The organism is Bradyrhizobium algeriense (assembly GCF_003062295.1).
Taxonomy (GTDB): Bacteria; Pseudomonadota; Alphaproteobacteria; order Rhizobiales; family Xanthobacteraceae; genus Bradyrhizobium; species Bradyrhizobium algeriense.
This window is the reverse complement of sequence record NZ_PYCN01000025.1, coordinates 73,431-95,453: the sequence shown is the minus strand read 5'-3', so window position 1 is coordinate 95,453 and position 22,023 is coordinate 73,431. Positions and strand designations below refer to the sequence as shown.

At 61.6% G+C, this 22,023-nt stretch carries 15 protein-coding genes and 4 pseudogenes; 12 read left to right on the top strand and 7 right to left on the bottom strand.

Annotated elements, in window-relative coordinates; genetic code table 11:
* Positions 1 to 3: 3 nt before the first annotated feature.
* Positions 4 to 879 (bottom strand): annotated as a pseudogene (locus C7G61_RS32570) (IS5 family transposase); the annotation flags it as partial.
* A 775-nt stretch (positions 880 to 1,654) separates the two neighbouring features.
* On the opposite strand from C7G61_RS32570, the pseudogene C7G61_RS47575 reads away from it, so the two are divergent.
* The 5 genes and pseudogenes from C7G61_RS47575 to C7G61_RS32540 all read left to right on the top strand — a co-directional run.
* Positions 1,655 to 1,783 (top strand): annotated as a pseudogene (locus C7G61_RS47575) (AAA family ATPase); the annotation flags it as partial.
* 206 nt (positions 1,784 to 1,989) lie between these two features.
* Positions 1,990 to 2,340 carry a hypothetical protein gene (locus C7G61_RS32555; protein WP_145963722.1) on the top strand — a complete coding sequence of 117 codons (351 nt, stop codon included), beginning with the start codon at positions 1,990 to 1,992 and terminating at the stop codon, positions 2,338 to 2,340.
* Between the two features lie 257 nt (positions 2,341 to 2,597).
* Positions 2,598 to 3,146 carry a VOC family protein gene (locus tag C7G61_RS32550; RefSeq protein WP_108521629.1) on the top strand — a complete coding sequence of 183 codons (549 nt, stop codon included), beginning with the start codon at positions 2,598 to 2,600 and terminating at the stop codon, positions 3,144 to 3,146.
* Positions 3,147 to 3,235: 89 nt separating this feature from the next.
* Positions 3,236 to 4,528, top strand: a complete 1,293-nt coding sequence (locus C7G61_RS32545; protein ID WP_108521627.1) for an aminotransferase-like domain-containing protein — start codon at positions 3,236 to 3,238, stop codon at positions 4,526 to 4,528.
* Between the two features lie 245 nt (positions 4,529 to 4,773).
* Entirely contained in the window at positions 4,774 to 12,327 is a 7,554-nt protein-coding gene (locus C7G61_RS32540) for a non-ribosomal peptide synthetase (RefSeq protein WP_190242066.1), read from the top strand.
* Between the two features lie 188 nt (positions 12,328 to 12,515).
* Here C7G61_RS32540 and C7G61_RS32535 read toward each other — a convergent pair.
* The 6 genes and pseudogenes from C7G61_RS32535 to C7G61_RS32510 all read right to left on the bottom strand — a co-directional run.
* A pseudogene (locus C7G61_RS32535) lies at positions 12,516 to 13,178 on the bottom strand (transposase); the annotation flags it as partial.
* A gap of 356 nt (positions 13,179 to 13,534) precedes the next feature.
* Positions 13,535 to 14,647 carry an IS110 family RNA-guided transposase gene (locus tag C7G61_RS32530; RefSeq protein WP_108521623.1) on the bottom strand — a complete coding sequence of 371 codons (1,113 nt, stop codon included), beginning with the start codon at positions 14,645 to 14,647 and terminating at the stop codon, positions 13,535 to 13,537.
* A 248-nt stretch (positions 14,648 to 14,895) separates the two neighbouring features.
* Positions 14,896 to 15,597 (bottom strand): annotated as a pseudogene (locus C7G61_RS46270) (IS701 family transposase); the annotation flags it as partial.
* A gap of 193 nt (positions 15,598 to 15,790) precedes the next feature.
* Positions 15,791 to 15,946 (bottom strand): hypothetical protein, encoded by a 156-nt coding sequence (locus tag C7G61_RS45025; protein WP_190242072.1) that lies wholly within the window; start codon positions 15,944 to 15,946, stop codon positions 15,791 to 15,793.
* 51 nt (positions 15,947 to 15,997) lie between these two features.
* Positions 15,998 to 16,921 carry a hypothetical protein gene (locus C7G61_RS32515; RefSeq protein WP_108521617.1) on the bottom strand — a complete coding sequence of 308 codons (924 nt, stop codon included), beginning with the start codon at positions 16,919 to 16,921 and terminating at the stop codon, positions 15,998 to 16,000.
* Positions 16,922 to 16,933: 12 nt separating this feature from the next.
* The gene (locus tag C7G61_RS32510; protein WP_108521615.1) at positions 16,934 to 17,488 is read right to left on the bottom strand and encodes a hypothetical protein; all 555 of its coding nucleotides are present in this window, start codon (positions 17,486 to 17,488) and stop codon (positions 16,934 to 16,936) included.
* Between the two features lie 94 nt (positions 17,489 to 17,582).
* On the opposite strand from C7G61_RS32510, the gene C7G61_RS32505 reads away from it, so the two are divergent.
* From C7G61_RS32505 to C7G61_RS32480, 7 genes are all read left to right on the top strand, one after another.
* Complete coding sequence (locus C7G61_RS32505; RefSeq protein WP_202975805.1) at positions 17,583 to 17,870, top strand: hypothetical protein; 288 nt, start codon at positions 17,583 to 17,585, stop codon at positions 17,868 to 17,870.
* 47 nt (positions 17,871 to 17,917) lie between these two features.
* A complete protein-coding gene (locus tag C7G61_RS32500) occupies positions 17,918 to 19,201 on the top strand; it encodes an IS701 family transposase (RefSeq protein WP_108521613.1) in 1,284 nt (427 codons plus the stop codon).
* Positions 19,202 to 19,452: 251 nt separating this feature from the next.
* On the top strand, positions 19,453 to 19,701 hold the full coding sequence (locus tag C7G61_RS32495; protein ID WP_244608565.1) for a toll/interleukin-1 receptor domain-containing protein: 249 nt from the start codon (positions 19,453 to 19,455) through the stop codon (positions 19,699 to 19,701).
* A complete protein-coding gene (locus C7G61_RS46265) occupies positions 19,701 to 20,078 on the top strand; it encodes a hypothetical protein (RefSeq protein WP_244608564.1) in 378 nt (125 codons plus the stop codon). The genes C7G61_RS32495 and C7G61_RS46265 overlap by 1 nt, the downstream gene beginning before the upstream one ends.
* A gap of 13 nt (positions 20,079 to 20,091) precedes the next feature.
* Positions 20,092 to 20,331 (top strand): hypothetical protein, encoded by a 240-nt coding sequence (locus C7G61_RS46260; RefSeq protein WP_244608563.1) that lies wholly within the window; start codon positions 20,092 to 20,094, stop codon positions 20,329 to 20,331.
* 80 nt (positions 20,332 to 20,411) lie between these two features.
* Complete coding sequence (locus C7G61_RS32485) at positions 20,412 to 21,005, top strand: DUF6088 family protein (RefSeq protein ID WP_108521611.1); 594 nt, start codon at positions 20,412 to 20,414, stop codon at positions 21,003 to 21,005.
* On the top strand, positions 20,998 to 22,014 hold the full coding sequence (locus C7G61_RS32480; protein WP_108521609.1) for a nucleotidyl transferase AbiEii/AbiGii toxin family protein: 1,017 nt from the start codon (positions 20,998 to 21,000) through the stop codon (positions 22,012 to 22,014). The genes C7G61_RS32485 and C7G61_RS32480 overlap by 8 nt, the downstream gene beginning before the upstream one ends.
* Positions 22,015 to 22,023 lie beyond the last annotated feature (9 nt).

Here is a 22,023-nt window from a genome sequence, read left to right as displayed (position 1 = left end):
TAACTCGTAAGGCTTGTGGGCCTTGCCCTTGCCGATGCATTCCACTTCGGGGGCATGCAGGCTGTAGACCTTGGCGCCGCGCTGCCCGCGCTCCTGCTGGCGCACCTGCCGGCTAAGGCTGAGCAGGTGAGCGAAGCTGCCCTCGAGCCCATGGTCGCCGTCGATCTTGCGGGCAATGTCGCGGATGACACGGCCGAGATAGGTCTTGAGCGTGCGCAAAGCCCGGTTGGCGCGCTTGAACTGCTTAGCATGGGCGTATCGCTGATGCTGGATCAGGGCGAACTTGCCGACCCGCGTATAGGACTGCCGTAGCTCCACGCCCAGCTTTTTGGCCAGCTGCACCAGCTTCTCACGGGCCCGGTTCATCAGCTTGGCGTCGGTCGGGAAGGTAATGTGCTTCGGCTGTACCGTGGTGTCGACAATGACGCGCGAGAGCTCCGAAGGCTTCATCGCGCCGGTTCGCGTCGCCACCGCCAGGCTCTCCTGCAACAGCGCTTGCAGCCGCTCCTCTCCCATGCGGTTGCGGCAGTTCGTCATCGAGGAGCGATCGAGCGGCAGCCGGTGCTGGAAAAACTCCTCGCCGCAGAAGTACTGGTAATACGGGTTCTCGATCCACTGCTCACACACCACTTCATCGCTGAGATTGTAGGTATGCTTGAGAATCGCGAGCCCCGCCATCAGCCGCGTCCGCAGCGGTGGCCGCCCGGAGCCGTCGGCATACACCGCACCGAACTTCTCTTCCAGACACCCCCAGTCGATCGTCCGCGCCAGCTTCACCAGCGTGTGATCCATGTTGATGACTTGGTCGAGCCGCGAGCGAAACAGATCCTGCTCGCCGCTTTCCCGCCGCTCCCGTGCCGCATCGAACCCTCCGCCAATCACGTTGGAGGGTAGAGAATCACGGCTGGAGATTCGAGGGAATCTGGAGGGTTCTGTGAGATCGCGCTCACGCGAGGGCGCGGCAAGCGCTTATAACGCGACCTCATTGAAGCCGGATTGAGCGAAGGCGCGGGAGAAGATGCACGGTGGCGCGGCTATGGGGATAGTTTGAGATCGCGGGTTGCTATCGGCAGACTGCGGAGCTGACGCGGCGACGTTTTGGTTGCGCAATGGCGGCAACTTGAGACAGAGAGCATTTTACCGGCTGTAGCGATCGATGGCCCGCTGCATCGAATAGTTTCCGGCGCGCTGTTTGGCCGCACGGATTCGGCAGCGTCTGCGATGACGCTGCCAACTGCTCCCGCTGTGCGGGAATTGGCTAGGTCTCTTTGACCGCAATGTAGCGCAGCGGCAAACCACGCGCGTCAACGAACACCGGATCAGCCTCGGAACGGGGCCGGCGACGCGCCAGATAGCGCCTCAAGCCCGCTACTGCCGTGTCGTGCAGCGGCACCAAGCGGGTTTTCCGGAGCTTGGTCTCACGACTGCGGCATGACACGCATCGCTTATAATCGACGTGCTCCTCCCTGAGTTCGGCAGTGAGGTGGTGGCCAGCTACCCATTTCGGCAGTCGGTGACGCCACGACTGATACCGGTTTTGTTTCGGCTGTCTTTTTCCATGAATTCAGGCTGCCCCGGTTTGCCTCGGTCGAGCAAACCGATCTCTTGCTTCACCGAGAGGATATTCTCCCCGCCCCCTTGCGAGAGAGCCAGCATCGAGCGTGATGCCTATCGCACGATGTTCTCGCTCGATGATGAGACCCTCAAAAATGGCGGCGAGAGCATTCTGACCAGCAAGGGTGATCTCGGGCAATTGCTCTTTTGGCGATCGTCGCCATTGACCGTCCGTGTTGTTGTGTTGAGCTGTGTCTGGTTCAAGACGTCGATGTCCCAAGCCCGACAGTAAGACGGCAGCATTCCGCCAGCGCAGCGAGAGGCGCGTTGTTTCTTCAGGAAACGCTCGCAGAACGTCATTGGCACGTCGGTTGCTTGAGATGCGGGGGTGATCCGTTACGACCACGATCGCAGCCCTTGTCTAAGAGAGTTCAGATGAAACTTGCTCGATTGATCCAAATCAGTGCCATGCTGATGCTGATGCTGATGCTGATGCTGATGCTGATGCTGCTGCGCCCATCACGTGCGTGGCCGTCGCGGGGCCTCTCATCTCCTGATGGCGCTTCGGTCTCCCGGCGAGGACAGGATTGCTCTGCACCCGGAACTGGACGGAACGACGCCAGTCAAGAGATGCTGCGCACCATGTTCGAGGTGATGTGCCGCGAGCCGTTCCAACAGATTGGTCTGGCGGACGTCCGCCTCCAGCTGAAGCGCGGCGATCTGACACCAGCAGCAGCGGAAGCGCAGGCAATGTTTTCGGAGCTGACAGGCGGCGTTCGCTCGTAGATAGGTAATTAGCCGATGCAGGACGGTTGGGAACTTCGAGAAGCAATGAGGCAACGAGAAGAGCTCAAAGCCAAGCTCTTCCGCGCTCAATCGGATGTGGCCAGGCGTAAGGCTGAGTTGGCGGACCTCGAGCAGAGGATTCTGAAGAACCTTGACGCTAGTACAGGGCTGATCTGCTGGTAGCAGGGTTGCCTGTCGCTCGCGCGATGAGGTCGCTTTGGCCTGATTGTCGGATTGTGTGATCGAAAGTGGGTGCTATGCAGAAAACGATCGATAGCAAGCTCGGAGTGGGTGCGACTTCCGATGACATCCGGACAACCGCGAGTCCGGTGTCGCAATTTCGCGGGATCGATCATATTGCGATTGCTGTGCTCGATCTTGAGGCCTCAATTCAATTCTTTCGGGACGTGCTAGGTTTTGAGTTGAAGCGCCGTTTTCACATCAAGGGTCGAGCGACGGGCATGCTATCTGCTGAGTTCGAGAGCAGGGGCATCAGGTTTGTTTTGTGTCAGGGTACTGAGCCGGCTTCTCAGGTCTCAGAGCTCGTGCGGCGTCACGGCGTTGGAGTTGCTCATATCGCTCTTGAGGTCGACGACGTGGATGCTGCTGTAGAGACCCTAAAGTCTCGTGGTCTGGGATTTGACACGAATGTGATACGTGGCCCTGGACTGACACAGGCCTTCTCGAGCCGCTCCATTGAGACGGGGCTTAGCTTCGAAATCATTCGCCGAGATGGAGAGAGTGGTTTCCTCGAATCGAACGTCCAGCAGCTTTTTGACCAGCTTGAACAGTCCGGCAAGTATTGAGCGAAGAGGCGTACGCCCTTAGACCTCCAGTCGTGCTCGTGTTCCGACGTAGGCGTGATCTCCATAGCTCCGTCCTCCTCCAAGGCTCCATGATGGATTTCCGGTTGCAAAGTTCGGCAATGAATTTCCTGAACGAGGTCTCGAGTCGGTTTCCCTCAGCTGTCTCGCTTGCGTCTGGTAGGCCGAGTGACCGGTTTTTCGATAGACTCAACCCCCAGGCGCTGTTGAATGCATTCGGTGTGTATCAAAGGTATTGGGCTGGCGATCGTGGCCAAGTATGGTCTCAGTTGTTGCAGTATGGTCGAACAGCGGGAATCATCAACGAGCTTGTTGCGCAACAGGTGCGATCCGATGAGGGGCTCCCCGCTAAGGCGGATCGCGTCCTGATCACCTCAGGATGCCAGGAAGCGCTCGCTCTCTGCCTGCCGGCGCTGTGTCCCGAATCTTCGGATGTGCTCCTGGTCTGCAATCCCACCTATATTGGAGCAATTGGTGCAGCTAATGCTGCGAGGGTGCCTATTGCAGCGTTGTCCAATTCAGCGTCTTGCGTTGCAGACGCGATCGAGTCCGCCGTTGTGCAATTAGGCCGAAATGGTCGAAGAGCTCGGGCAACATATCTTATTCCCGATTTTGATAATCCGACAGGACGCGTCCTCGATGTGGTCGCACGACGGGAGATCCTCGAAGTGTGCGCCAAACATCGGATCGTCGTTTTGGAGGACAATCCATATGGGCCATTTCGGTATGAAGGAGATGCGGTGCCTCCGATGGCCGTTTTGGATGAGGTCGGAAGTGTTATCTACCTGTCAACATTCTCCAAGACGCTAAGCCCAGCTCTTCGCGTCGGAGCAGCAATACTGCCCGATACCATCTTTGGAGACGCAGGTGCTTGCCGGACACTTTGGGAAGATCTGGTTCAGCGCAAGAGTTTCGGTACCGTGAATACGAGCCAAATTAGCCAAGCGATTGTGGCGGGGCTCTTGATCGAACAGCGGACAAGCTTACGTGGCTGGATCCGGCCGGCGCTGGATTGGTATCGTGCAAATCGCGACCTTATGTTGTGTCAGCTGGACGATGTGTTTTCGCCTTTGTCGGACCAGGTTCGATGGAATCGTCCTGCCGGCGGCTTCTTTCTGACTCTCGATCTTCCTTTCAGATTTGACGCGAACACCGCGGACGAGTGCGCAACGCATTACAATGTCATTGTTATGCCGATGAGCTTCTTCGCACTGGATAACTCTCAAGACTGCCGGATCCGATTGGCGTTCAGCTCGGTTACTCCCGAGCAAATCTCAACTGCTGTGAGAGGTTTAGGTCATTATGTGGCGCGGCGCGTCGGGCGGGAATTGCCTAGGCTACGCGACGGCTTGGCTGGAGCGTGAAGATGGCCCATCGGTCTCCTCCGGTGCACGCCGGCGCGCGTCTCTCGGTGGCCACACGCTCGGCGCGTCACACACGTGGAGGTTTTGTCATGGACGTGGGGTACGAACATCACGACATATGTGTGTTGGCCTCATCGAGTTGCGAACTCGGCGATTGGGGTGGGCAACGACCTGCAGCCTCACCAATTGGTTCTACCGTCTTTGTTGGTGGTGGTACGCTAGCTATTAGGTGTGCAGAGTTAGCAATGGAGATGGGCTACGTCATCGGCGCGGCCCTGTGTGCCGACGCCATCTTCCGCGATTGGGCCGCTCGCGCCAATGTCTTGTGCCTAGCGAGCGTTGAAGAGCTTGCCACATTGCTCAGTACCGAACCGGTGGAGTGGATATTTTCTGTTGCCAATCCGTTCATATTGCCGGCGGATGTGTTTGGGCGAGTGCGTCGAGGTGCTTTCAATTACCACGACGGTCCCTTACCACGGTATGCGGGAACTCATGCGACGTCTTGGGCGCTGCTGGCCCAAGAGTCCGAATATGCCATCACGTGGCATCGCATAGATGATGGTGTTCATACGGGTGACCTGGTGGTTCAACGCCAAGTCCTGATTGGACCTACCGACACCGCGTTAAGCCTGAACCTCAAATGTTATGAAGCCGCAGTCGAGGGATTCCGCGAGCTTTTAACTGGGTTAACGAACGAAAGGCTTGTCGCCCGTCCGCAGGCGCTAGCGGACAGAAGCTATTTTCCGAGGCGCCGACGCCCAGATGCTGCGGGCTGTCTGCGATGGGATAGATCCGCGCAAGATCTCTCAGCGATGACGCGCGCCTTAGACTTTGGGCCGCATCATTCCAATCCTTTATGTCTGTCCAAGGCTCTTGTGGGCGATGACGTTGTCGCAGTCAGGTGCTTGGAGGCGTCGTCTGGCTGCTCGGGCTTTTCGCCGGGTTCCCTGGTTGAAATCCACCCCAGCCACTGGCGTGTGGCGACGGGAACAGAGGATGTTGATGTTTGGTTTGACAGCCCGGATGGTGAGGCTCTGGATGCGCGGGCACTCGCGAGGCAGTCCGATCTGGATCTAGGGCATCGCCTCCCGATTTTAAGCGATGACGAGGCTCGGGACATAACTGTTGCCCATGAAATGCTGGCGCCTCGGGAGAGTTTTTGGCGGCAGCGGCTTGAGCAGTTCAAAATATTGCAGCTTCCGTTTCTGTCGGCTTCAGAAGCTGCGACTCCACCCATATGGCAGTCGAGTTCGTGGCTCATTCCAAGTGCTTTGGCTAGGCTGTCGCCATTTGATCGCACGGAACACCTAATAACTGCTTGGCTGACCTATCTCGCTCGCGTCACTGGCGAATCACAGCTCCAATTGGGATGGACGCCCGCACAGAATGGATCGCGGGCCCGGTTGAAGGCGGCGGAGGTGATTGTCGCTTCTGTCGTGCCGATGGAAATTACCATTGATCTTGGTCATGATTTTGCAGAGGTGCGCAGGGTGGTCGCCGCCGAATGCGCCGAACTGAGCGAGCACGATAGCTTTGCGCGGGATGTGATCGCGCGCGCTCCGAGCTTGCGGGGTAGGGAGGCGCTACGATCGCGGCGACCCTGGCCGATTGGCGTTACGGTTACGACAAATAGCTCTTCTGCCGCTGGTGATCTGGCTTCGAGCCCGCGTTCTGAGACAACCCTATCCGGCGATTTGCTAACGTTTGAGGTTTGCGCTCTGGATGGGAGCTTCCGATGGCACTTTGATGCTAGTCGCTTGGCGCCCAAGCAGATCGACCGCATGACGCAGCATTTGCAAAATTTGTTGTGTGCTGTGATGGCCGATGCGCGGCAAGCGGTCGCGCGGATTGAGCTGCTGTCGTCCGCTGAGCGTACGTATCTCCTGGAGGAGTTGAACCGGACGGCGGCCCCCTATCCGGCGGAGCAGTGCATCCATCAGCTGTTCGAGGCGCAGGTGCGTCAAGCGCCGGACGCGGTGGCGGTGGTCGATGCGGACGCGCGCTTAAGCTATGGCGAGCTCAATGCACGGGCGAACCGGCTCGCGCATCATCTGATCGGGCTCGGGGTGAGGCCCGGGGATAGTGTTGCGACAATGCTGGACCGCTCCGTTGCGCTTGTGGTGGCGCAGTTGGCGACCCTGAAGGCGGGGGGAGTTTATGTGCCGATCGATCGCGCTCTTCCATCTGCACGACAAAGCTGGATACTGGCCGACTGTGATGCGCGCCTCGTGCTTAGCGAGAGTGACGATGACGATCTGGTTGAGGTGACAATCCCTGTTCTGCCCATTGAGCCGCTCATGGCCGGAACAGGATGTAGTACCGATCCAGGCCTGGCATTGAGCGCCGAGGCCGCCGCTTATGTAATGTACACCTCCGGCTCGACCGGCGTTCCCAAGGGAGTTGTTGTTCCTCATCGTGCTGTCAACCGGCTCGTCATCAACAACGGCTATGCGGAGTTCAGCTCGAGGGATCGTGTGGGATGGCTGGGCAATCCCGCGTTTGATATCAGTACGCTGGAAGTCTGGGCACCGCTGCTACACGGTTCGAGCCTGATTGCGATTCCATACACTAATGTGCTGGAGCCAGAAGTGCTGCGCAGTCTGGTTCAGCAGCACCGCATTACCGTCCTGCATTTGACAGCGGGGTTGTTCAGGCAGAGCGCTAATGATCTAGGCCCGGTGCTGGCAAGTTTGCGGTTGCTATTAGTTGGTGGTGATACGGTTGATGTGGCGGCAGTAGCACGGGTGTTGAGGCAGAACCGACCGCAACATCTCTTGCACTGCTACGGTCCGACCGAGACGACGACCTTTGCGACAGTCTGCGAGATCAACGCGATTGATGAGCCATTCCAGCGGCTCCCGATTGGCCGACCGATCGCGAACACGCAGGTTTACCTGCTGGACGGTCATGGCGCGCCCGTTCCGTTCGGGGCGGTCGGGGAGCTTTACATCGGCGGGGCGGGGGTCGCGCGTGGCTATCTGAACCGGCCCGAGCTGACGGCGGAGCGGTTTGTGGCCGATCCGTTCAGCGCTGAGGCGGGGGCGCGGATGTACCGGACCGGGGATGTTGCGCGGTACTTGCCGGACGGCAATCTGGAGTTTTTGGGCCGCAACGACGACCAGGTGAAGATCCGGGGCTTCCGGATCGAGCCCGGCGAGATCGCGGCACGGCTCGTCGAACACGCATTCGTGCGCGATGCGGTCGTCGTGGCGCAACAGGATCGCACCGGCGAGAAGCGTCTTGTCGCCTATGTGGTTGCGGCTGCGGAGCACGCCGGCGAAGCTGAGGGATCTGACCTTGCCGGCACCTTGCGCGCGCATGTGAGTGCGCGGCTGCCCGACTACATGGTGCCGGCTGCGTTTGTGCGCCTGGCGGCGCTGCCGCTGACGGCAAACGGCAAGCTCGACCGCAAGGCGCTGCCGATGCCTGAGGATGCGGCCTATGCGCGCGCGGCCTATGAGCCGCCGCGGGGCGAGACCGAGACCGCGCTGGCGACGATCTGGGCGGAGCTTCTCGGTGTGGCGCGGGTCGGGCGGCACGACAACTTCTTTGACCTCGGTGGACATTCGCTGCTGGCGGTGCAGCTGATGGCGCGTCTGCGGCGGCTGTCGCTGGGGATCGAGGTGCAGACCTTGTTCGCCAAGCCGGTGCTGGCGGATCAGGCCGCAAGCCTGGGCAGTCATCAGGAGGCGGCGGTCCCGGCCAACCTGATCACCGCGAGCAGCACGGCGATTACGCCGCAGATGCTGCCGCTGATCGAGCTGACGCAGGGCGAGATCGATCGGATCGTCGCCATGGTGCCTGGTGGCGTCGGCAACATCCAGGACATTTATGGCTTGTCGGCGCTGCAGGACGGCATCCTGTTCCATCATCTGCTCGCCAGCCATGGCGATCCGTACCTGCTGGTGTCGCAGACGGCGTTTGCCGACCGTGGCCTGTTGGATCGCTATCTTGCCGCGGTTCAGCGGGTGGTGGATCGGCACGACATTCTGCGCACGGCCTTTGTCTGGGAGGGGCTGTCGAGCTCGGCCCAGGTGGTGTGGCGTCGTGCGCCGCTGGAGGTGAGCGAGGTCGAGCTGGATGGCTATGATTGTCCCGGCGCCGATGAGCTCCGGCGCCGGTTTGATCCGCGCCAGCACCGCATCGATCTTGGTCGGGCGCCGCTGTTGCGGTTTGTGACCGCGCGCGAGCCCGGCAGCGCGCGCTGGCTGCTGCTGGAGCTGCAGCACCATTTGATCGGGGATCAAACCACGCTGGAAGTGATGCATGCCGAGGTCCGGGCCGTGCTGAAGGGGCGCGAGCATGAGCTGATAGCCCCGCAGCCGTTCCGCAATCTGGTGGCGCAGGCGCGTCTTGGTGTTGATGCCAAGGCGCATGAAGAGTTCTTCCGAGGGCTGCTGGCAGACATCGACGAGCCGACCATGCCGTTCGGGTTGAGCGAGATCCGCGGCGACGGCCATGGGGTCCATGAGGCGCGGCGGATGCTGCCGCAGGCGCTCAACGCGCGGCTGCGGGAACAGGCGCGGCGGCTGGGGGTGAGCCTGGCGAGCCTGTGCCATCTGGCCTGGGGGCAGGTGGTGGCGCGCAGCAGCGGCCGCGAGCAGGTGGTGTTCGGCACGGTGCTGTTCGGCCGCATGCATGGCGGCGCCGGTGTCGACCGCGCCATGGGCCTGTTCATCAACACCCTGCCGCTGCGGCTTGATCTGGACGGCACCGGGGTCGAGGCGAGCGTGCGGACCACCCACGCCCGGCTGGCCGAGCTGCTGGCGCACGAGCATGCCTCGCTGGCCTTGGCGCAACGCTGCAGCGGGGTTGCGGCACCGGCGCCGCTGTTCAGCGCGCTGTTGAACTATCGTCACACCACGCCAGCGGCCATGTCCGGTTCTGCACCGAATGATGGGCTAGAGGGGGCCGAATGGCTGGGCGGGGAGGAGCGCACCAACTATCCCCTGTCCTTGTCGGTGGAGGATTTTGGCGAGGCGCTCGGTCTGACGGCGCAGGTGGCGGAGGGCGTCGCTGCGGACCGGGTCTGCGGTTACATGCAGCGCGCGCTCGAGCAAGTGGCTGAGGCGCTGGAGCACGCCCCCAATACGCCGGTGCGAGACCTGGACATCCTGCCAGCCGCTGAGCGCGCCTACCTCCTGGAGGAGTTGAACCGGACGGCGGCCCCCTATCCGGCGGAGCAGTGCATCCATCAGCTGTTCGAGGCGCAGGTGCGTCAAGCGCCGGACGCGGTGGCGGTGGTCGATGCGGACGCGCGCTTAAGCTATGGCGAGCTCAATGCACGGGCGAACCGGCTCGCGCATCATCTGATCGGGCTCGGGGTGAGGCCCGGGGATAGTGTTGCGACAATGCTGGACCGCTCCGTTGCGCTTGTGGTGGCGCAGTTGGCGACCCTGAAGGCGGGGGGAGTTTATGTGCCGATCGATCGCGCTCTTCCATCTGCACGACAAAGCTGGATACTGGCCGACTGTGATGCGCGCCTCGTGCTTAGCGAGAGTGACGATGACGATCTGGTTGAGGTGACAATCCCTGTTCTGCCCATTGAGCCGCTCATGGCCGGAACAGGATGTAGTACCGATCCAGGCCTGGCATTGAGCGCCGAGGCCGCCGCTTATGTAATGTACACCTCCGGCTCGACCGGCGTTCCCAAGGGAGTTGTTGTTCCTCATCGTGCTGTCAACCGGCTCGTCATCAACAACGGCTATGCGGAGTTCAGCTCGAGGGATCGTGTGGGATGGCTGGGCAATCCCGCGTTTGATATCAGTACGCTGGAAGTCTGGGCACCGCTGCTACACGGTTCGAGCCTGATTGCGATTCCATACACTAATGTGCTGGAGCCAGAAGTGCTGCGCAGTCTGGTTCAGCAGCACCGCATTACCGTCCTGCATTTGACAGCGGGGTTGTTCAGGCAGAGCGCTAATGATCTAGGCCCGGTGCTGGCAAGTTTGCGGTTGCTATTAGTTGGTGGTGATACGGTTGATGTGGCGGCAGTAGCACGGGTGTTGAGGCAGAACCGACCGCAACATCTCTTGCACTGCTACGGTCCGACCGAGACGACGACCTTTGCGACAGTCTGCGAGATCAACGCGATTGATGAGCCATTCCAGCGGCTCCCGATTGGCCGACCGATCGCGAACACGCAGGTTTACCTGCTGGACGGTCATGGCGCGCCCGTTCCGTTCGGGGCGGTCGGGGAGCTTTACATCGGCGGGGCGGGGGTCGCGCGTGGCTATCTGAACCGGCCCGAGCTGACGGCGGAGCGGTTTGTGGCCGATCCGTTCAGCGCTGAGGCGGGGGCGCGGATGTACCGGACCGGGGATGTTGCGCGGTACTTGCCGGACGGCAATCTGGAGTTTTTGGGCCGCAACGACGACCAGGTGAAGATCCGGGGCTTCCGGATCGAGCCCGGCGAGATCGCGGCACGGCTCGTCGAACACGCATTCGTGCGCGATGCGGTCGTCGTGGCGCAACAGGATCGCACCGGCGAGAAGCGTCTTGTCGCCTATGTGGTTGCGGCTGCGGAGCACGCCGGCGAAGCTGAGGGATCTGACCTTGCCGGCACCTTGCGCGCGCATGTGAGTGCGCGGCTGCCCGACTACATGGTGCCGGCTGCGTTTGTGCGCCTGGCGGCGCTGCCGCTGACGGCAAACGGCAAGCTCGACCGCAAGGCGCTGCCGATGCCTGAGGATGCGGCCTATGCGCGCGCGGCCTATGAGCCGCCGCGGGGCGAGACCGAGACCGCGCTGGCGACGATCTGGGCGGAGCTTCTCGGTGTGGCGCGGGTCGGGCGGCACGACAACTTCTTTGACCTCGGTGGACATTCGCTGCTAGCGCTGCAAGTGCTTGAGCAACTCCGGCGGCGGGGTTTGATCCTCGATCTTTCCGTGCATTTCACGAATCCTCGTCTCGATCAGTGCGCCGAGAAGGTGCGCCCCGCATCGAAGAACCATCGAAAATCTGCGAGCCAACTTATTCCGCTTCGACTCGCGAACAGTCAGCCACTTATCCTCTGTCACGCTTGTGGCGGAGGGCTGAGCGTCTATGATGACCTCGTGCGGGCGCTGCCAGCTACACAGACCATCTACGGTATACATGCCCTAGAGTTCGGTCACGAACTCCTGAAGGTGGGTTCGATTGATGAGATCGCCCAAGTCTATGCTCGGGCTATTGTTCCTGTGCTGCCGGACATGGCTTGTACGCTCGCGGGATGGTCTTTTGGCGGTGTGCTCGCCCACGCCGTTGCTGGGATGCTAATCTCTGCAAACGTGAGGGTCGATTTAGTGGCATTGATCGATAGTGCCCATCCGTCGGCGCCAGAGACGCCTTCCACTCTCACCTTGGACCAGGAATGGTCTGAATTCCTTGCATTCCTTGTCGACGAGGGAGGATTGTCGCCTGAGCACGATGCAACCATGAAAATTCGACCGGGTGACTTCGCTACGCTCGCGAGCGCTGCTTTTGGTACATGGAAAATCGGTGTACCGGCGCTTGAGGAAATCTTCCAAATGTTCATTCGCCATATTCGCGCGGGCAAACTATACGTACCTAAGAAGGTTTCGGCGCTCTGCGTCTATTACACTCGGGAGTCCACTAGCGCAGCAACTCCATGGCACGCTGCTTTCGAGAGCCTCGTTGAAGGGCCCCCTCTTCCTGGCGACCATGGTTCCCTTCTGAAGCATCCAAATGTGACCGTTCTTGCGGAGGACCTCTCACATCGCCTTCCCGGCGAGGCATTCGTTCGCCGTCCAACAAAAGCTTCAAAAGACGCACCTTTTCCAATAGATCAGGACCTGTAGCAGTGAAGTGGACCCCATCCGGTGGGGCCACGGCGACCAATCTCTTAGTTGGATTCTCGGCCGCTCCGATCTCCTGATATCACGCTGCGAACAGCTCTGTCTGCTGCTGTTGTTGCGCCTGTGATTGCTCACAATACACTCTCGACGATGGTGGCGTGGTGAACGAGGCGATCGATGGCGGCGAGGGTCTCCATCAGCCCATGCCCGATGAAGCACAGCTTCGTCTCCTTGCCTTTACCCTTGCGATAGAGCCTGGCATCGGGATCGGTGGTCGAAGCATGGGTGTCGTTCGAGCGTCTCTGGCCATGGAAGTCCGCTTCGGCATTGCGCCCGCCTTTGCGCCGGCGGCTCGCCCGAGCCGTCCTTCGGCTTGACGCTCTTCATCGAGGCCCAGGCCTCGATCAGCGTGCCATAGACCGAGAAGTGATCGCTCGACAGAAGCTTCTTCACCTTGGGCTGCGCGCCAGCAACGCCACGAGGAACTTGGCCGAGATGTCGCCTTCCAGTCGCCGGTCGCGGTTCTTCGAGAACACCGAATGGTCCCAGGCTGCGTCGTCAACGCCGACTCCGACGAACCAGCGGAACAGCAGGTCGTATTCCAGCCGCTCCATCAGAAGCCGCTCCGAGCGGATTGAATAAAACGTCTGCAATAGCATCGCCCGCAGCAGCTTCTCCGGCGGGATCGACGGCCGCCCAATCGGCGAATAGAGCGCTGCAAACTCGCGCTCCAGCGCCGAAAGCGCCTCGTTCACAATCGTCCGGATCGCTCGCGGCGGATGATCTCGCCGCACCCGCGCCTCCAGGTCAACGTAGCTGAACAGCTCGCCCGTTCGATTGTCGCCGCCACGCACGCACACCATCTCCGAATCTCATCGGAGCGAATGAATCACGGTCGTCGGTCGGCGGCGAGCGCCTTTTTCAACAGCCTGCTCTCATGTTCGCTGTCAAGATTTTGAACGAGCACGACTCTCCTGGTTGCGCCCAGGCGCTGAGTTTCGGCGGTGCCCAAGGCGGGAGGCGGAGCCAGAGACGACGGTTGAGCAAGCTCTCATGCGCGGGTTGGCTACCGCATGACCGTGGTTTCGTCTTGGGGCTGCCTCGGTCTAGAGGACGAGCGTCGGCAAAGCCGGCTCAAAGCAGGCCACGAGGATTCCCCACCGCGCCCCGCCTCCTGCCCTGGGCACCGATATGGTCGAGCATCGTTCTTTCAGGCAGCCGGCCCGAGTTGGACTTGACGAGCGATCGCCCACAGGAAGCCAACCATTTCGCGTGCAATGGCGGTGGTGACAATTACCTTGGGTTTGCCGGCTACCGACAAGCGGCGATAGCGAGCGCAGAGCCTGACCTGGGCCTTCCAGGCGATGTCGCGAATGACCTGAGGCAAGCGCTCGTTACGGTCATGGAGCTTGCGACTGACGCGGGCTTGCATGCGATAGGTCCACGCCCCCTCGATCAGAGCCCGCCTGGCCAAGGCGTTGCCGGCTTTGGTGATGCCGCCGCGCCTGGTCGAAGTACCACTCGAATGCTCCGATGGAACGAGGCCGAGATAGGCCATCAGTTGGCGGGGATTGTCGAAGCGGGAGAAGTCGCCGACCTCGGCAATCACCGTCACCGCGACAATGAAGGCGACGCCGCGCATGGCCTGCACCGCCTCGACGAATGGCTTCATCGACCATTGCGGCGCCAACTCTTCGATTTGCCGAGTCAGACGTTCTACTCGGGCTTCGGCGTCAGTGACGGCGTGGATGTAGTCCTGCAGAACGATTTGGCTCGCGGGGTGATCGAAGCGCACCGTCGTGAGCCAGCGACGGTAAGCCAAGGTCCAGCCCTTCTTGCCGGGATAGATGCGCCCATGCCGTAGCAGAAAACCCTGCAGGTGCTGGCGCGCCTTGCCGAGCACACGCATCGCGGTGGCACGGGCTCTCACCAGGTCGCGCATGGCCTCATGCGCCGCATCCGGAACCCATACCGCGGTCAGCTCGCCGGCTCGATGCAGCTTGGCCAGCATCGCCGCGTCGCGTCGATCGGTCTTGACCCGATCCCCCGCCTTCATCGGGATCAACGAGGGGGCCACCACGATGCAATCCTGCCCCAGTTCCGTCAGTTGCCGATGCAGGCCATAACCGCAGGGACCGGCTTCGTAGCAAAAGCTTACCTGCCGCCCACCTTTGCCAAGCTTTTCCACCAGCTTGGTGATCTGATCGGCACGGTTGGCGATGATCCCCAGGTTACGAACCTCACCGCCGCGCAGCCCTTCGGCCAGCGCAACCGAAATCGTCGCCTTATGGACATCCAGCCCCACGAAAATGCTATCCTTCATTAGGCCCGCTCCCCATGCTTGAGGCTCGGCGCCGGCCCATCCGGCGCAACCCTCGATAGGAGCTTGCCGTGGGGCGGGCCGCCCGTCACCTCACGGCGCGAACATAGGGTCTAGTCCTACTGCGTCATAATTTTCACCGACTTCGACGTGAGATTGGCCTGATGCAACAAGGGCATCGAGATAGTGTGGACACGAGAGCCGCGTTCAATCTTCTCCGAACGGTGGCGATCGAATTTGGGACGTGTCGTTCAGGCCGCAATGGCGGATCCCCTCGGTCGATAAGTTTCGGGAATTGCAGCTTCCTTGAACAGCTTGGTGGAGGCTGTTTCTGAGGGGGGAATCGTTTCTCGCTCGGAGACCAGAAATCCGTAGGCGGCAATGCACAGTGTTGCGTGATGGTGGAACCCACGCCAGCTTCGCCCCTCGAAGTGGCCAAGGCCGACTTCCTGTTTGAGTTCGTGGTAGTTGCGCTCAATGCGCCAGCGCAGCTTGACGATATCGACGAACTGACGGAAGCCAATGTTCGCCGGAAGCGTTGACAACCAATATTTGGTCGGCGCCTCCTCGCCTGCCGGCCACTCGATCAGCAGCTATTCCTCCGGCCGGCTTTCGGCGCGCCAGTAATCTCGAGGTGCCGGACGGACGCGCACACGGGCAAAGCGCGAGGACAACCGCTCTGCCGTACCCTCACGCCACGTGATCTTGTGCCAAGCACGTGATGGCAGGCCGATCGCAAGCTTCTTGGCCGAAATCGGTCGGTGCTTGCTGTCACGCCGCAGCAACTTTGGAGGTCGCCCGTTCCCCGACCACTTCTTCGGCGGCCGCGGCCCAGTTCCAGGCGTCCATACCGATGTTTGTGGCAGGATGCCAGCCACATAGCTCAGGCCAAGTGCGGTGATATTTCCACGCAGAGCGGTGTCGGTGCCATAGCCGGTGTTGGCGAGCTTGATCCAACGGCCGAAGGTGAGATCAATGCTGAGATCGAACGTTTCGAGATACAGGCGGAGGAAAGCTATCATGGCGCCGTTGAGGCCAGCTCCCTCCGGCTGATTGATGCGCTCAAAGCCGGTAAGGCCGAAATCTGGGGTAACGACGACGATGGCGATGCTCGAAGTGCTGGAAGAGCGGGAGTTGGTTTGAGTTTTATATGTCATGCGCGCACCTTGATTCACCCGCCTGATAGCTCGCGAAGATATGCGCGGGATCAAAATTGGGCCCGCGGTCGAGCGACAGCGCATAGAGCTCGAACTTCCGTTGGCTGATCCGTGTGATCAGACGCTGCTCATCGGCGACGGCCATGGTCAATCTCGTCAGTCGGCAGGCGCCGGGCGCGGGGACTCGGCCGCATCGTCATGATGCCTCCGCTGCGGCCTGGGCCAAGAGGTCGTGGGCCTCCCATTCGTCGCCGCGCGGTGTGATGACGAACTCGCGATCCCAGACGCCCCAGTTTGTCGCCAGCGGAACCTGTGCCAAGGGGTTATGGACATAGGTCAACGGGCGGGTCCGGCGCGAGAGGTTGCCGAGACCGACGCGCGACCAGATCACACCTGAGATGTCGGCAAAACGCTCGTCGAGGAATGCCGTGCGCGCGATCGGATTGTGTTCCCGGTTGATGAAGGGGGCAGGGTGAAATCCTTCGTCAACGACATTGCCGGTCTCGCGATCGATCGTGATGTAGGCGTCTCCGATCGGAAACAACGTGGTCATGATCAGCGGCAATGGCTGTTCGGCGACATAGACACCGAAGCGGCTCGCACTGATTGCGATGATCCTCGTGTCCTCCGGCACGATCACTCCCTCTTCGAGATAGCGCGCGATCCTCTGCGCCTTGGTCCAGAACGCCCCGGACGTGCGCAACTGCGCCTGACGGATCGGTGCGACGAAGAGGCCGCCCCCCTCGTTGAGAGGAACCGGACGCACGATTTGGTCAGGACCTGGGGCGCCTTCATCTGGGGTAATGGCCTCGATCCAGATACGGTGGCCATCTTCCAAGACGCAGAGATCCGGCTGGCCACCCTCGCGCTGACGCTCGACCACCGGGAGCAAGGTGCGGCCAGCGTCGATCAATGTGCAGCCCAGATACATCTCCCAGAAGCGGCCATCTACGTCGCGCGCGAAGCCCTGTCGAAAGTCAGGATCGGCATAAGGCTCGTAGCGCGCCCACATCTCCTGCAGCATGGCGCGAAGCTGCTGCTCGATCGGAAATTCGGCGGCCTTGAGGTTCTCGAACGCGCGATCGAGATTGGCACTATCAACGTCGAATAGATCACTCATCGTCTGCTCGTCTCATGCCCGGCGCATCATCCGCTCGATGCGAACACGGTGGAAGCCGTGCGAATGGATCTGCTGGCGAAGCTGCTTGATGTCGTTGACGCCGAACGCCACCGCCGCTTTCAGCGGGCTGGCGAAGGTTGCGTAGAAGGTCCACCGCGCGCCGCTCGGCAGCGTCGGATTCTGCCGGCGATCGGTGATGACGACGTCGCGCGGATCGCTGCTGTTGCGGAAGGCGTGAAAGGTGAACCAGTCTGGCCGGCGATAGCGCGCCGCCTTGCTGAAGGGCACGGACTGAACCTTCACGTCGGTCTGGTCGAGTGCCCAGTCGCGCTGCTCCAGGATCTGCCGCACCATGTGGCCGACCATCTGCTTGACGCGATCAGCGAGGACGTCCTCACGAAATTCGGCGAGGAGCTGTTCCTCGATGCCTTCGACGGCGGGCTTGCCGAGCTCGGACGCCGTCTCCAGGCGAGCGACGTTTTCGGGCTGTGTGAGGAAGGTCCAAACGCGCTGGCCAAGCTCGGTCGCGTAGAGTGACGCAAATTTCTCGGGGTTGTAGGCAAACATGACTGGGCCTCCTTTACCGGGCAAATATGGCCGGTTATAAGCGTCTGTCAATAGGAGGGCGACGAGCGCCCGCTGATTCTATCGGGAGGCTGGGTTGGACTTCGAAGATCTCGTGACGGCCCTTGAGCCACCGCCCAACCGGGTCGGAAAATCGGACGACCTCCACGAACATCATCTCTATGAGGGCGCTGTCATGCTCGCCTACGCGATGTATTTGCTCCGCACGCAAGGCGCGCGTGACGTCCGCATCCATCCCGATGGCGAGCACGGAAAGCAGTTCGATTTCACGAGCTGGCTGGGCGGCAAGCGTTCACCAAGGTCTCCAGCCTCGGTAGCACCGCCTATTCGTACTGAGTCAGAAGGTCGCACGGTTCGACTTTGAGAATCAACTATTTGAGAAGATTCAGGATTGGCGTGCGAGGTGCTGACATGAATCGGAGAGACGGGGAGAAGGTCGAAGCACGGTTTGCAGCTTATGTCGCGGGTCTTGCGGGGGTGCTCGGTCACGCCGACCGGATTGGCCCGCTGCGCGACTATTGCACCGGGCTAGTCCTGCCGGGCGAACGCAAGAGCGTGGAGCCGATGGCGGCGAAGACGGCCCCGGCGCGGACGGCGGCACAGCATCAGTCGTTGCTGCATTTTGTCGGTGTCGCGTCCTGGTCGGACGAGAAGGTGCTGGCCAAGGTACGCGAGATGGTGCTGCCTGCAATGGAACGGCAGGGGCCGATCGAGGCGTGGATCATAGATGACACGGGTTTCCCCAAGCAGGGGAAGCATTCAGTAGGCGTGCAGCATCAATATTGCGGGCAGCTCGGCAAAGAAGCCAATTGTCAGGTGGCTGTCTCGCTGTCGATCGCAAACCACTCCGCCAGCCTACCGGTGGCCTATCGGCTGTATCTGCCGAAGGAGTGGAATAAGGACAGGGTGCGCCGGAACAAGACAGGCGTGCCGCGGGACATAACCTTCAAGACCAAGCCGGAGATTGCACTCGATCAAATACGGTGGGGATGCGAGGCCGGCCTGCCGCGCGGTGTCGCCTTGATGGACGGTGCTTATGGTACTGACTCTCGGCTGCGCACCGGCATGACGGCGTTGGGTGTGAGCTACGTCGTCGGCATTCAGCCGAAGATTCTGGTATGGCCACCCGGCACTGGACCGAGGCGGAGAGGCCGGCCGCTGAACAATACGGGGCGTCGCGACGAACCCGATCTGATCTCGGCCAAACGCCTGGCGCATGGTCTACCCAAAGATGCCTGGCACACGATCCGGTGGCGAGAAGGTTCATCCGAGTGGCTATCGTCGCGCTTCGCCCGCGTGCGCGTTCGGGTCGGACATACCCAGCTCAAGCCAGAATTGCTGTCGGAGGAATGGTTGCTGATCGAGTGGCCCGTAGGCGAAGTCGAGCCGACCAAGTATTGGCTGTCGACGCTGCCAGCCGATATCGGCTTGCGCGAGCTCGTCGACCTCGCCAAGCTGTGCTGGCGTATCGAGCGCGACTATCTGGAGCTCAAGCAGGAGGTCGGGCTTGGGCACTTTGAAGGGCGCGGCTGGCGCGGCTTCCATCATCACGCCACGATGTGCATCGCAGCCTACGGCTTCCTGATCTCCGAGAGGGAGACGATTCCCCCCTCGAGACCTCGCTCCACCACGATCTTACCGACGTCTGTCCTACCCGACGGCTATCGACCCAGAGGATCTCCCCTTGCGGCCTGAACGTCACATTGCGAACTCGATCGCGACCATGCGTGTGCGCCTGATCAACGCGCTCATCAGAACCTTGCCGCGATGTCCCTGTTGCGGCAGCAACGCCGCAACATACAGACAACAAAAAATTATGACGCAGTACGACTATGGCGGGGTCTATCGCAATCCGGCGGACCAGACGATCACCATCAACCCGAAGTCCGGGTTCGGTGATGTCGTCGCGGCTGTCGGAGACCATGTCATTGCGGCCGAATGCAAGGGTGAAGCTCAGCCGCTACATCGCCGTTGTCCTGTCGAAAAAGTCGATTGGGGCCCCTTGGGTGAAGAAGGAGCTCGACGTGGCGATGAACCGCGAGATCGCCAGCGGCGAGGTGGTCGTGCTGCCGCTGCTCTACGAAGAATGTGAGTTGCCGGAGTTCCTGAAAGGCAAGCTCTACGCCGATTTCTCCACGCCCGAGGAGTACGAGGCGGTTCTCGGCAAGCTTTTGCGGCGGCTCCGGATCTCCTGATGAGCGAGACCGGTCCCAGCATGGCGATGCTTACGGCGATGACGGACCTGTGGCGGCTACGTCCTCCCGGGCCCGACAATATTCTCGCGCACCCCGCCTTCGTGCGGCTGCGCGAAACCTGCCGCGACGGCTATCCGAACGCCGGCAAGAAGGGACCGGCCTTCGCGCTCTCGACCGCATTGCGAGCCTTGGGCTTTCCATGTCACCTGCGGAAGGACACGGCCCATCTTGCGTTGCCTGTGGAGGAAGCGGCGAAGGGGCTGGACGCGGCGCTGCGCGCCACCCGGACTAGGCACATCCACCTTGCGCCGCTCGCATTCGGTCCGGCCAGGGTGTGCCGGTTGACCGCCACAAAGGGATGCGCGCTCCACAAATAGAATGCGGGGACGGGTGGCCGGCCTGCTGGGCGATCGACGCTTCGCTGACCAGTATGAGCAACTCTTCAACGTGCGGAGCGCATTCCTGCATGGGCGCGCCATGACGGCCATTTCGACGAATGAGCGGGTGATGGCGCGGTCATTGGCCCGCCAGGTCGTTGAGGCGCTGATCCTTGCGACCCTCGCGGGACCGATCGGCTCGCGGGAGGACTTCCTCGACGGTCTGCTCGATAAGGGCGCGCCCTTGATCTAGGAGGAACGGACGGGTCCGAGGGGGATACTTGGGCTTGAAAGATGTCAGAAAACTGCGTATATTTCTGACAGGAGATGGCCATGCAACGGTTAACCGAACAGATTCTTGCGCATGCCAAAGGACTGCCGGAAGGCACGCCCTTGGCGGCTAAGAGCTTGCTTCACCTCGGTAATCGCGCCGCGGTGGATCAGGCCTTGTCGCGGCTGACCGAGCGGGGCCACCTGATCCGGGCCGGTCGGGGCGTTTATCTCCGTCCCATCACGAGCCGATTCGGTACGAGGGCTCCATCAGTCCAGCAGGCGGTCGAGGCGCTCGCCAACCAGCGCGGCGAAGTCATCGTCCCGAGCGGGGCGGCGGCGGCCAACACCCTCGGCCTGACGACCCAGGTGCCGGTTCGGTCGGTCTATCTGACCTCCGGCCGCAGCCGAACGATGAATCTCGGCAAGCAGGTCGTTGAACTTCGTCATGCTCCGCGCTGGCAACTCGCCCTGGCCTATAAGCCGGCTGGCGAGGCAGTGCGGGCGCTGGCCTGGCTCGGGCCGGAGAAGGCAGAAGCCGCATTGAAAACACTGAAGCGGAAGCTCCCGCCGTCCACCTTCAGCGAACTGGTCGCGGCAGCGCCGCAGCTTCCGACCTGGCTGGCGCGCAGTGTGGGAAAGGCGGCGCATGGCTGACGCCTTTCTCCACCTCCCGGTGGCCGATCGCCACGAGGCGCTGAGCGTCGCGGCCGACCAGTCGGGACGACCAGCGCACCTTCTCGAGAAGGATGTGTGGGTCGTCTGGGCGCTCGCCACGCTCTACGGATCGGCGCTCGGCGAGCATCTGGTGTTCAAGGGCGGCACATCGCTGTCGAAGGCCTATGGAGTCATCCGGCGTTTTTCCGAGGACGTCGACCTGACCTACGACATCCGGGCAATTGCGCCGGATCTGGTGGGCGACACGGGCGAGGCGTTGCCGAAAACGCGCAGCGAGGAGAAGCGCTGGTCGAGTGAGGTGCGCAAGCGTTTGCCGGAGTGGGTGGCGGGGACCGCACAGCCGGTCATCGCGGACGCGCTGGCCGCGGAGGCGTTGCCTGCCACGATCCGCGTCGAGCGCGAGAAGCTGTTCATCGACTATGAGGCGATTGCCGCAGGCTCCGGCTACGTGGCGCCAAGCGTGATGCTCGAATTCGGCGCGCGATCGACGGGCGAGCCGGCAAGCCTGCGGGACATTACCTGCGACGCATCGGGCCTGGTCGAAGGCGTGGTCTTCCCAATGGCCCGGCCCCGCGTGATGCATGCCGAGCGAACCTTCTGGGAAAAGGCGACGGCGATCCACGTCTTCTGTCTGCAGGAGCGGCTCCGCGGCGATCGCTTCGCACGACACTGGCACGATGTCGTGCGGCTGGATGAGGCCGGTCTTGCGGATGCGGCTTTCGCGGATCGGGAGTTGGCGAACGCTGTCGCGCGCCACAAGGGCATGTTCTTCGCCGAGAAGGCCGCCGACCGCAGTCCGATCGATTACGTGGCGGCCGTAAACGGCGGTTTGCAGATCGTGCCGGGCGGCGATGCCTCCAAGGTGCTGCAGGAAGACTATGGCCGCATGGTCGAGGACGGGTTGCTCTTGGAAGATGCCGAACCCTTCGAGAGTCTGATGGAGCGCTGCGCCGATATCGCCGCGCGGGCCAACCGCGCGGGCGCATAGAGGGGCAGG

Excerpts from the sequence above, each read along its gene's own strand:
- C7G61_RS32530 (WP_108521623.1), bottom strand. The coding sequence starts at position 14,647 with ATGAAGGATAGCATTTTCGTGGGGCTGGATGTCCATAAGGCGACGATT.
- C7G61_RS32550 (WP_108521629.1), top strand. The coding sequence starts at position 2,598 with ATGCAGAAAACGATCGATAGCAAGCTCGGAGTGGGTGCGACTTCCGAT.
- C7G61_RS45025 (WP_190242072.1), bottom strand. The coding sequence starts at position 15,946 with ATGGCCGTCGCCGATGAGCAGCGTCTGATCACACGGATCAGCCAACGG.
- C7G61_RS32500 (WP_108521613.1), top strand. The coding sequence starts at position 17,918 with ATGAATCGGAGAGACGGGGAGAAGGTCGAAGCACGGTTTGCAGCTTAT.
- C7G61_RS32545 (WP_108521627.1), top strand. The coding sequence starts at position 3,236 with ATGATGGATTTCCGGTTGCAAAGTTCGGCAATGAATTTCCTGAACGAG.
- C7G61_RS32555 (WP_145963722.1), top strand. The coding sequence starts at position 1,990 with ATGAAACTTGCTCGATTGATCCAAATCAGTGCCATGCTGATGCTGATG.
- C7G61_RS32515 (WP_108521617.1), bottom strand. The coding sequence starts at position 16,921 with ATGAGTGATCTATTCGACGTTGATAGTGCCAATCTCGATCGCGCGTTC.
- C7G61_RS32540 (WP_190242066.1), top strand. The coding sequence starts at position 4,774 with ATGGAGATGGGCTACGTCATCGGCGCGGCCCTGTGTGCCGACGCCATC.
- C7G61_RS32510 (WP_108521615.1), bottom strand. The coding sequence starts at position 17,488 with ATGTTTGCCTACAACCCCGAGAAATTTGCGTCACTCTACGCGACCGAG.
- C7G61_RS32485 (WP_108521611.1), top strand. The coding sequence starts at position 20,412 with ATGCAACGGTTAACCGAACAGATTCTTGCGCATGCCAAAGGACTGCCG.
- C7G61_RS32480 (WP_108521609.1), top strand. The coding sequence starts at position 20,998 with ATGGCTGACGCCTTTCTCCACCTCCCGGTGGCCGATCGCCACGAGGCG.
- C7G61_RS46265 (WP_244608564.1), top strand. The coding sequence starts at position 19,701 with ATGAGCGAGACCGGTCCCAGCATGGCGATGCTTACGGCGATGACGGAC.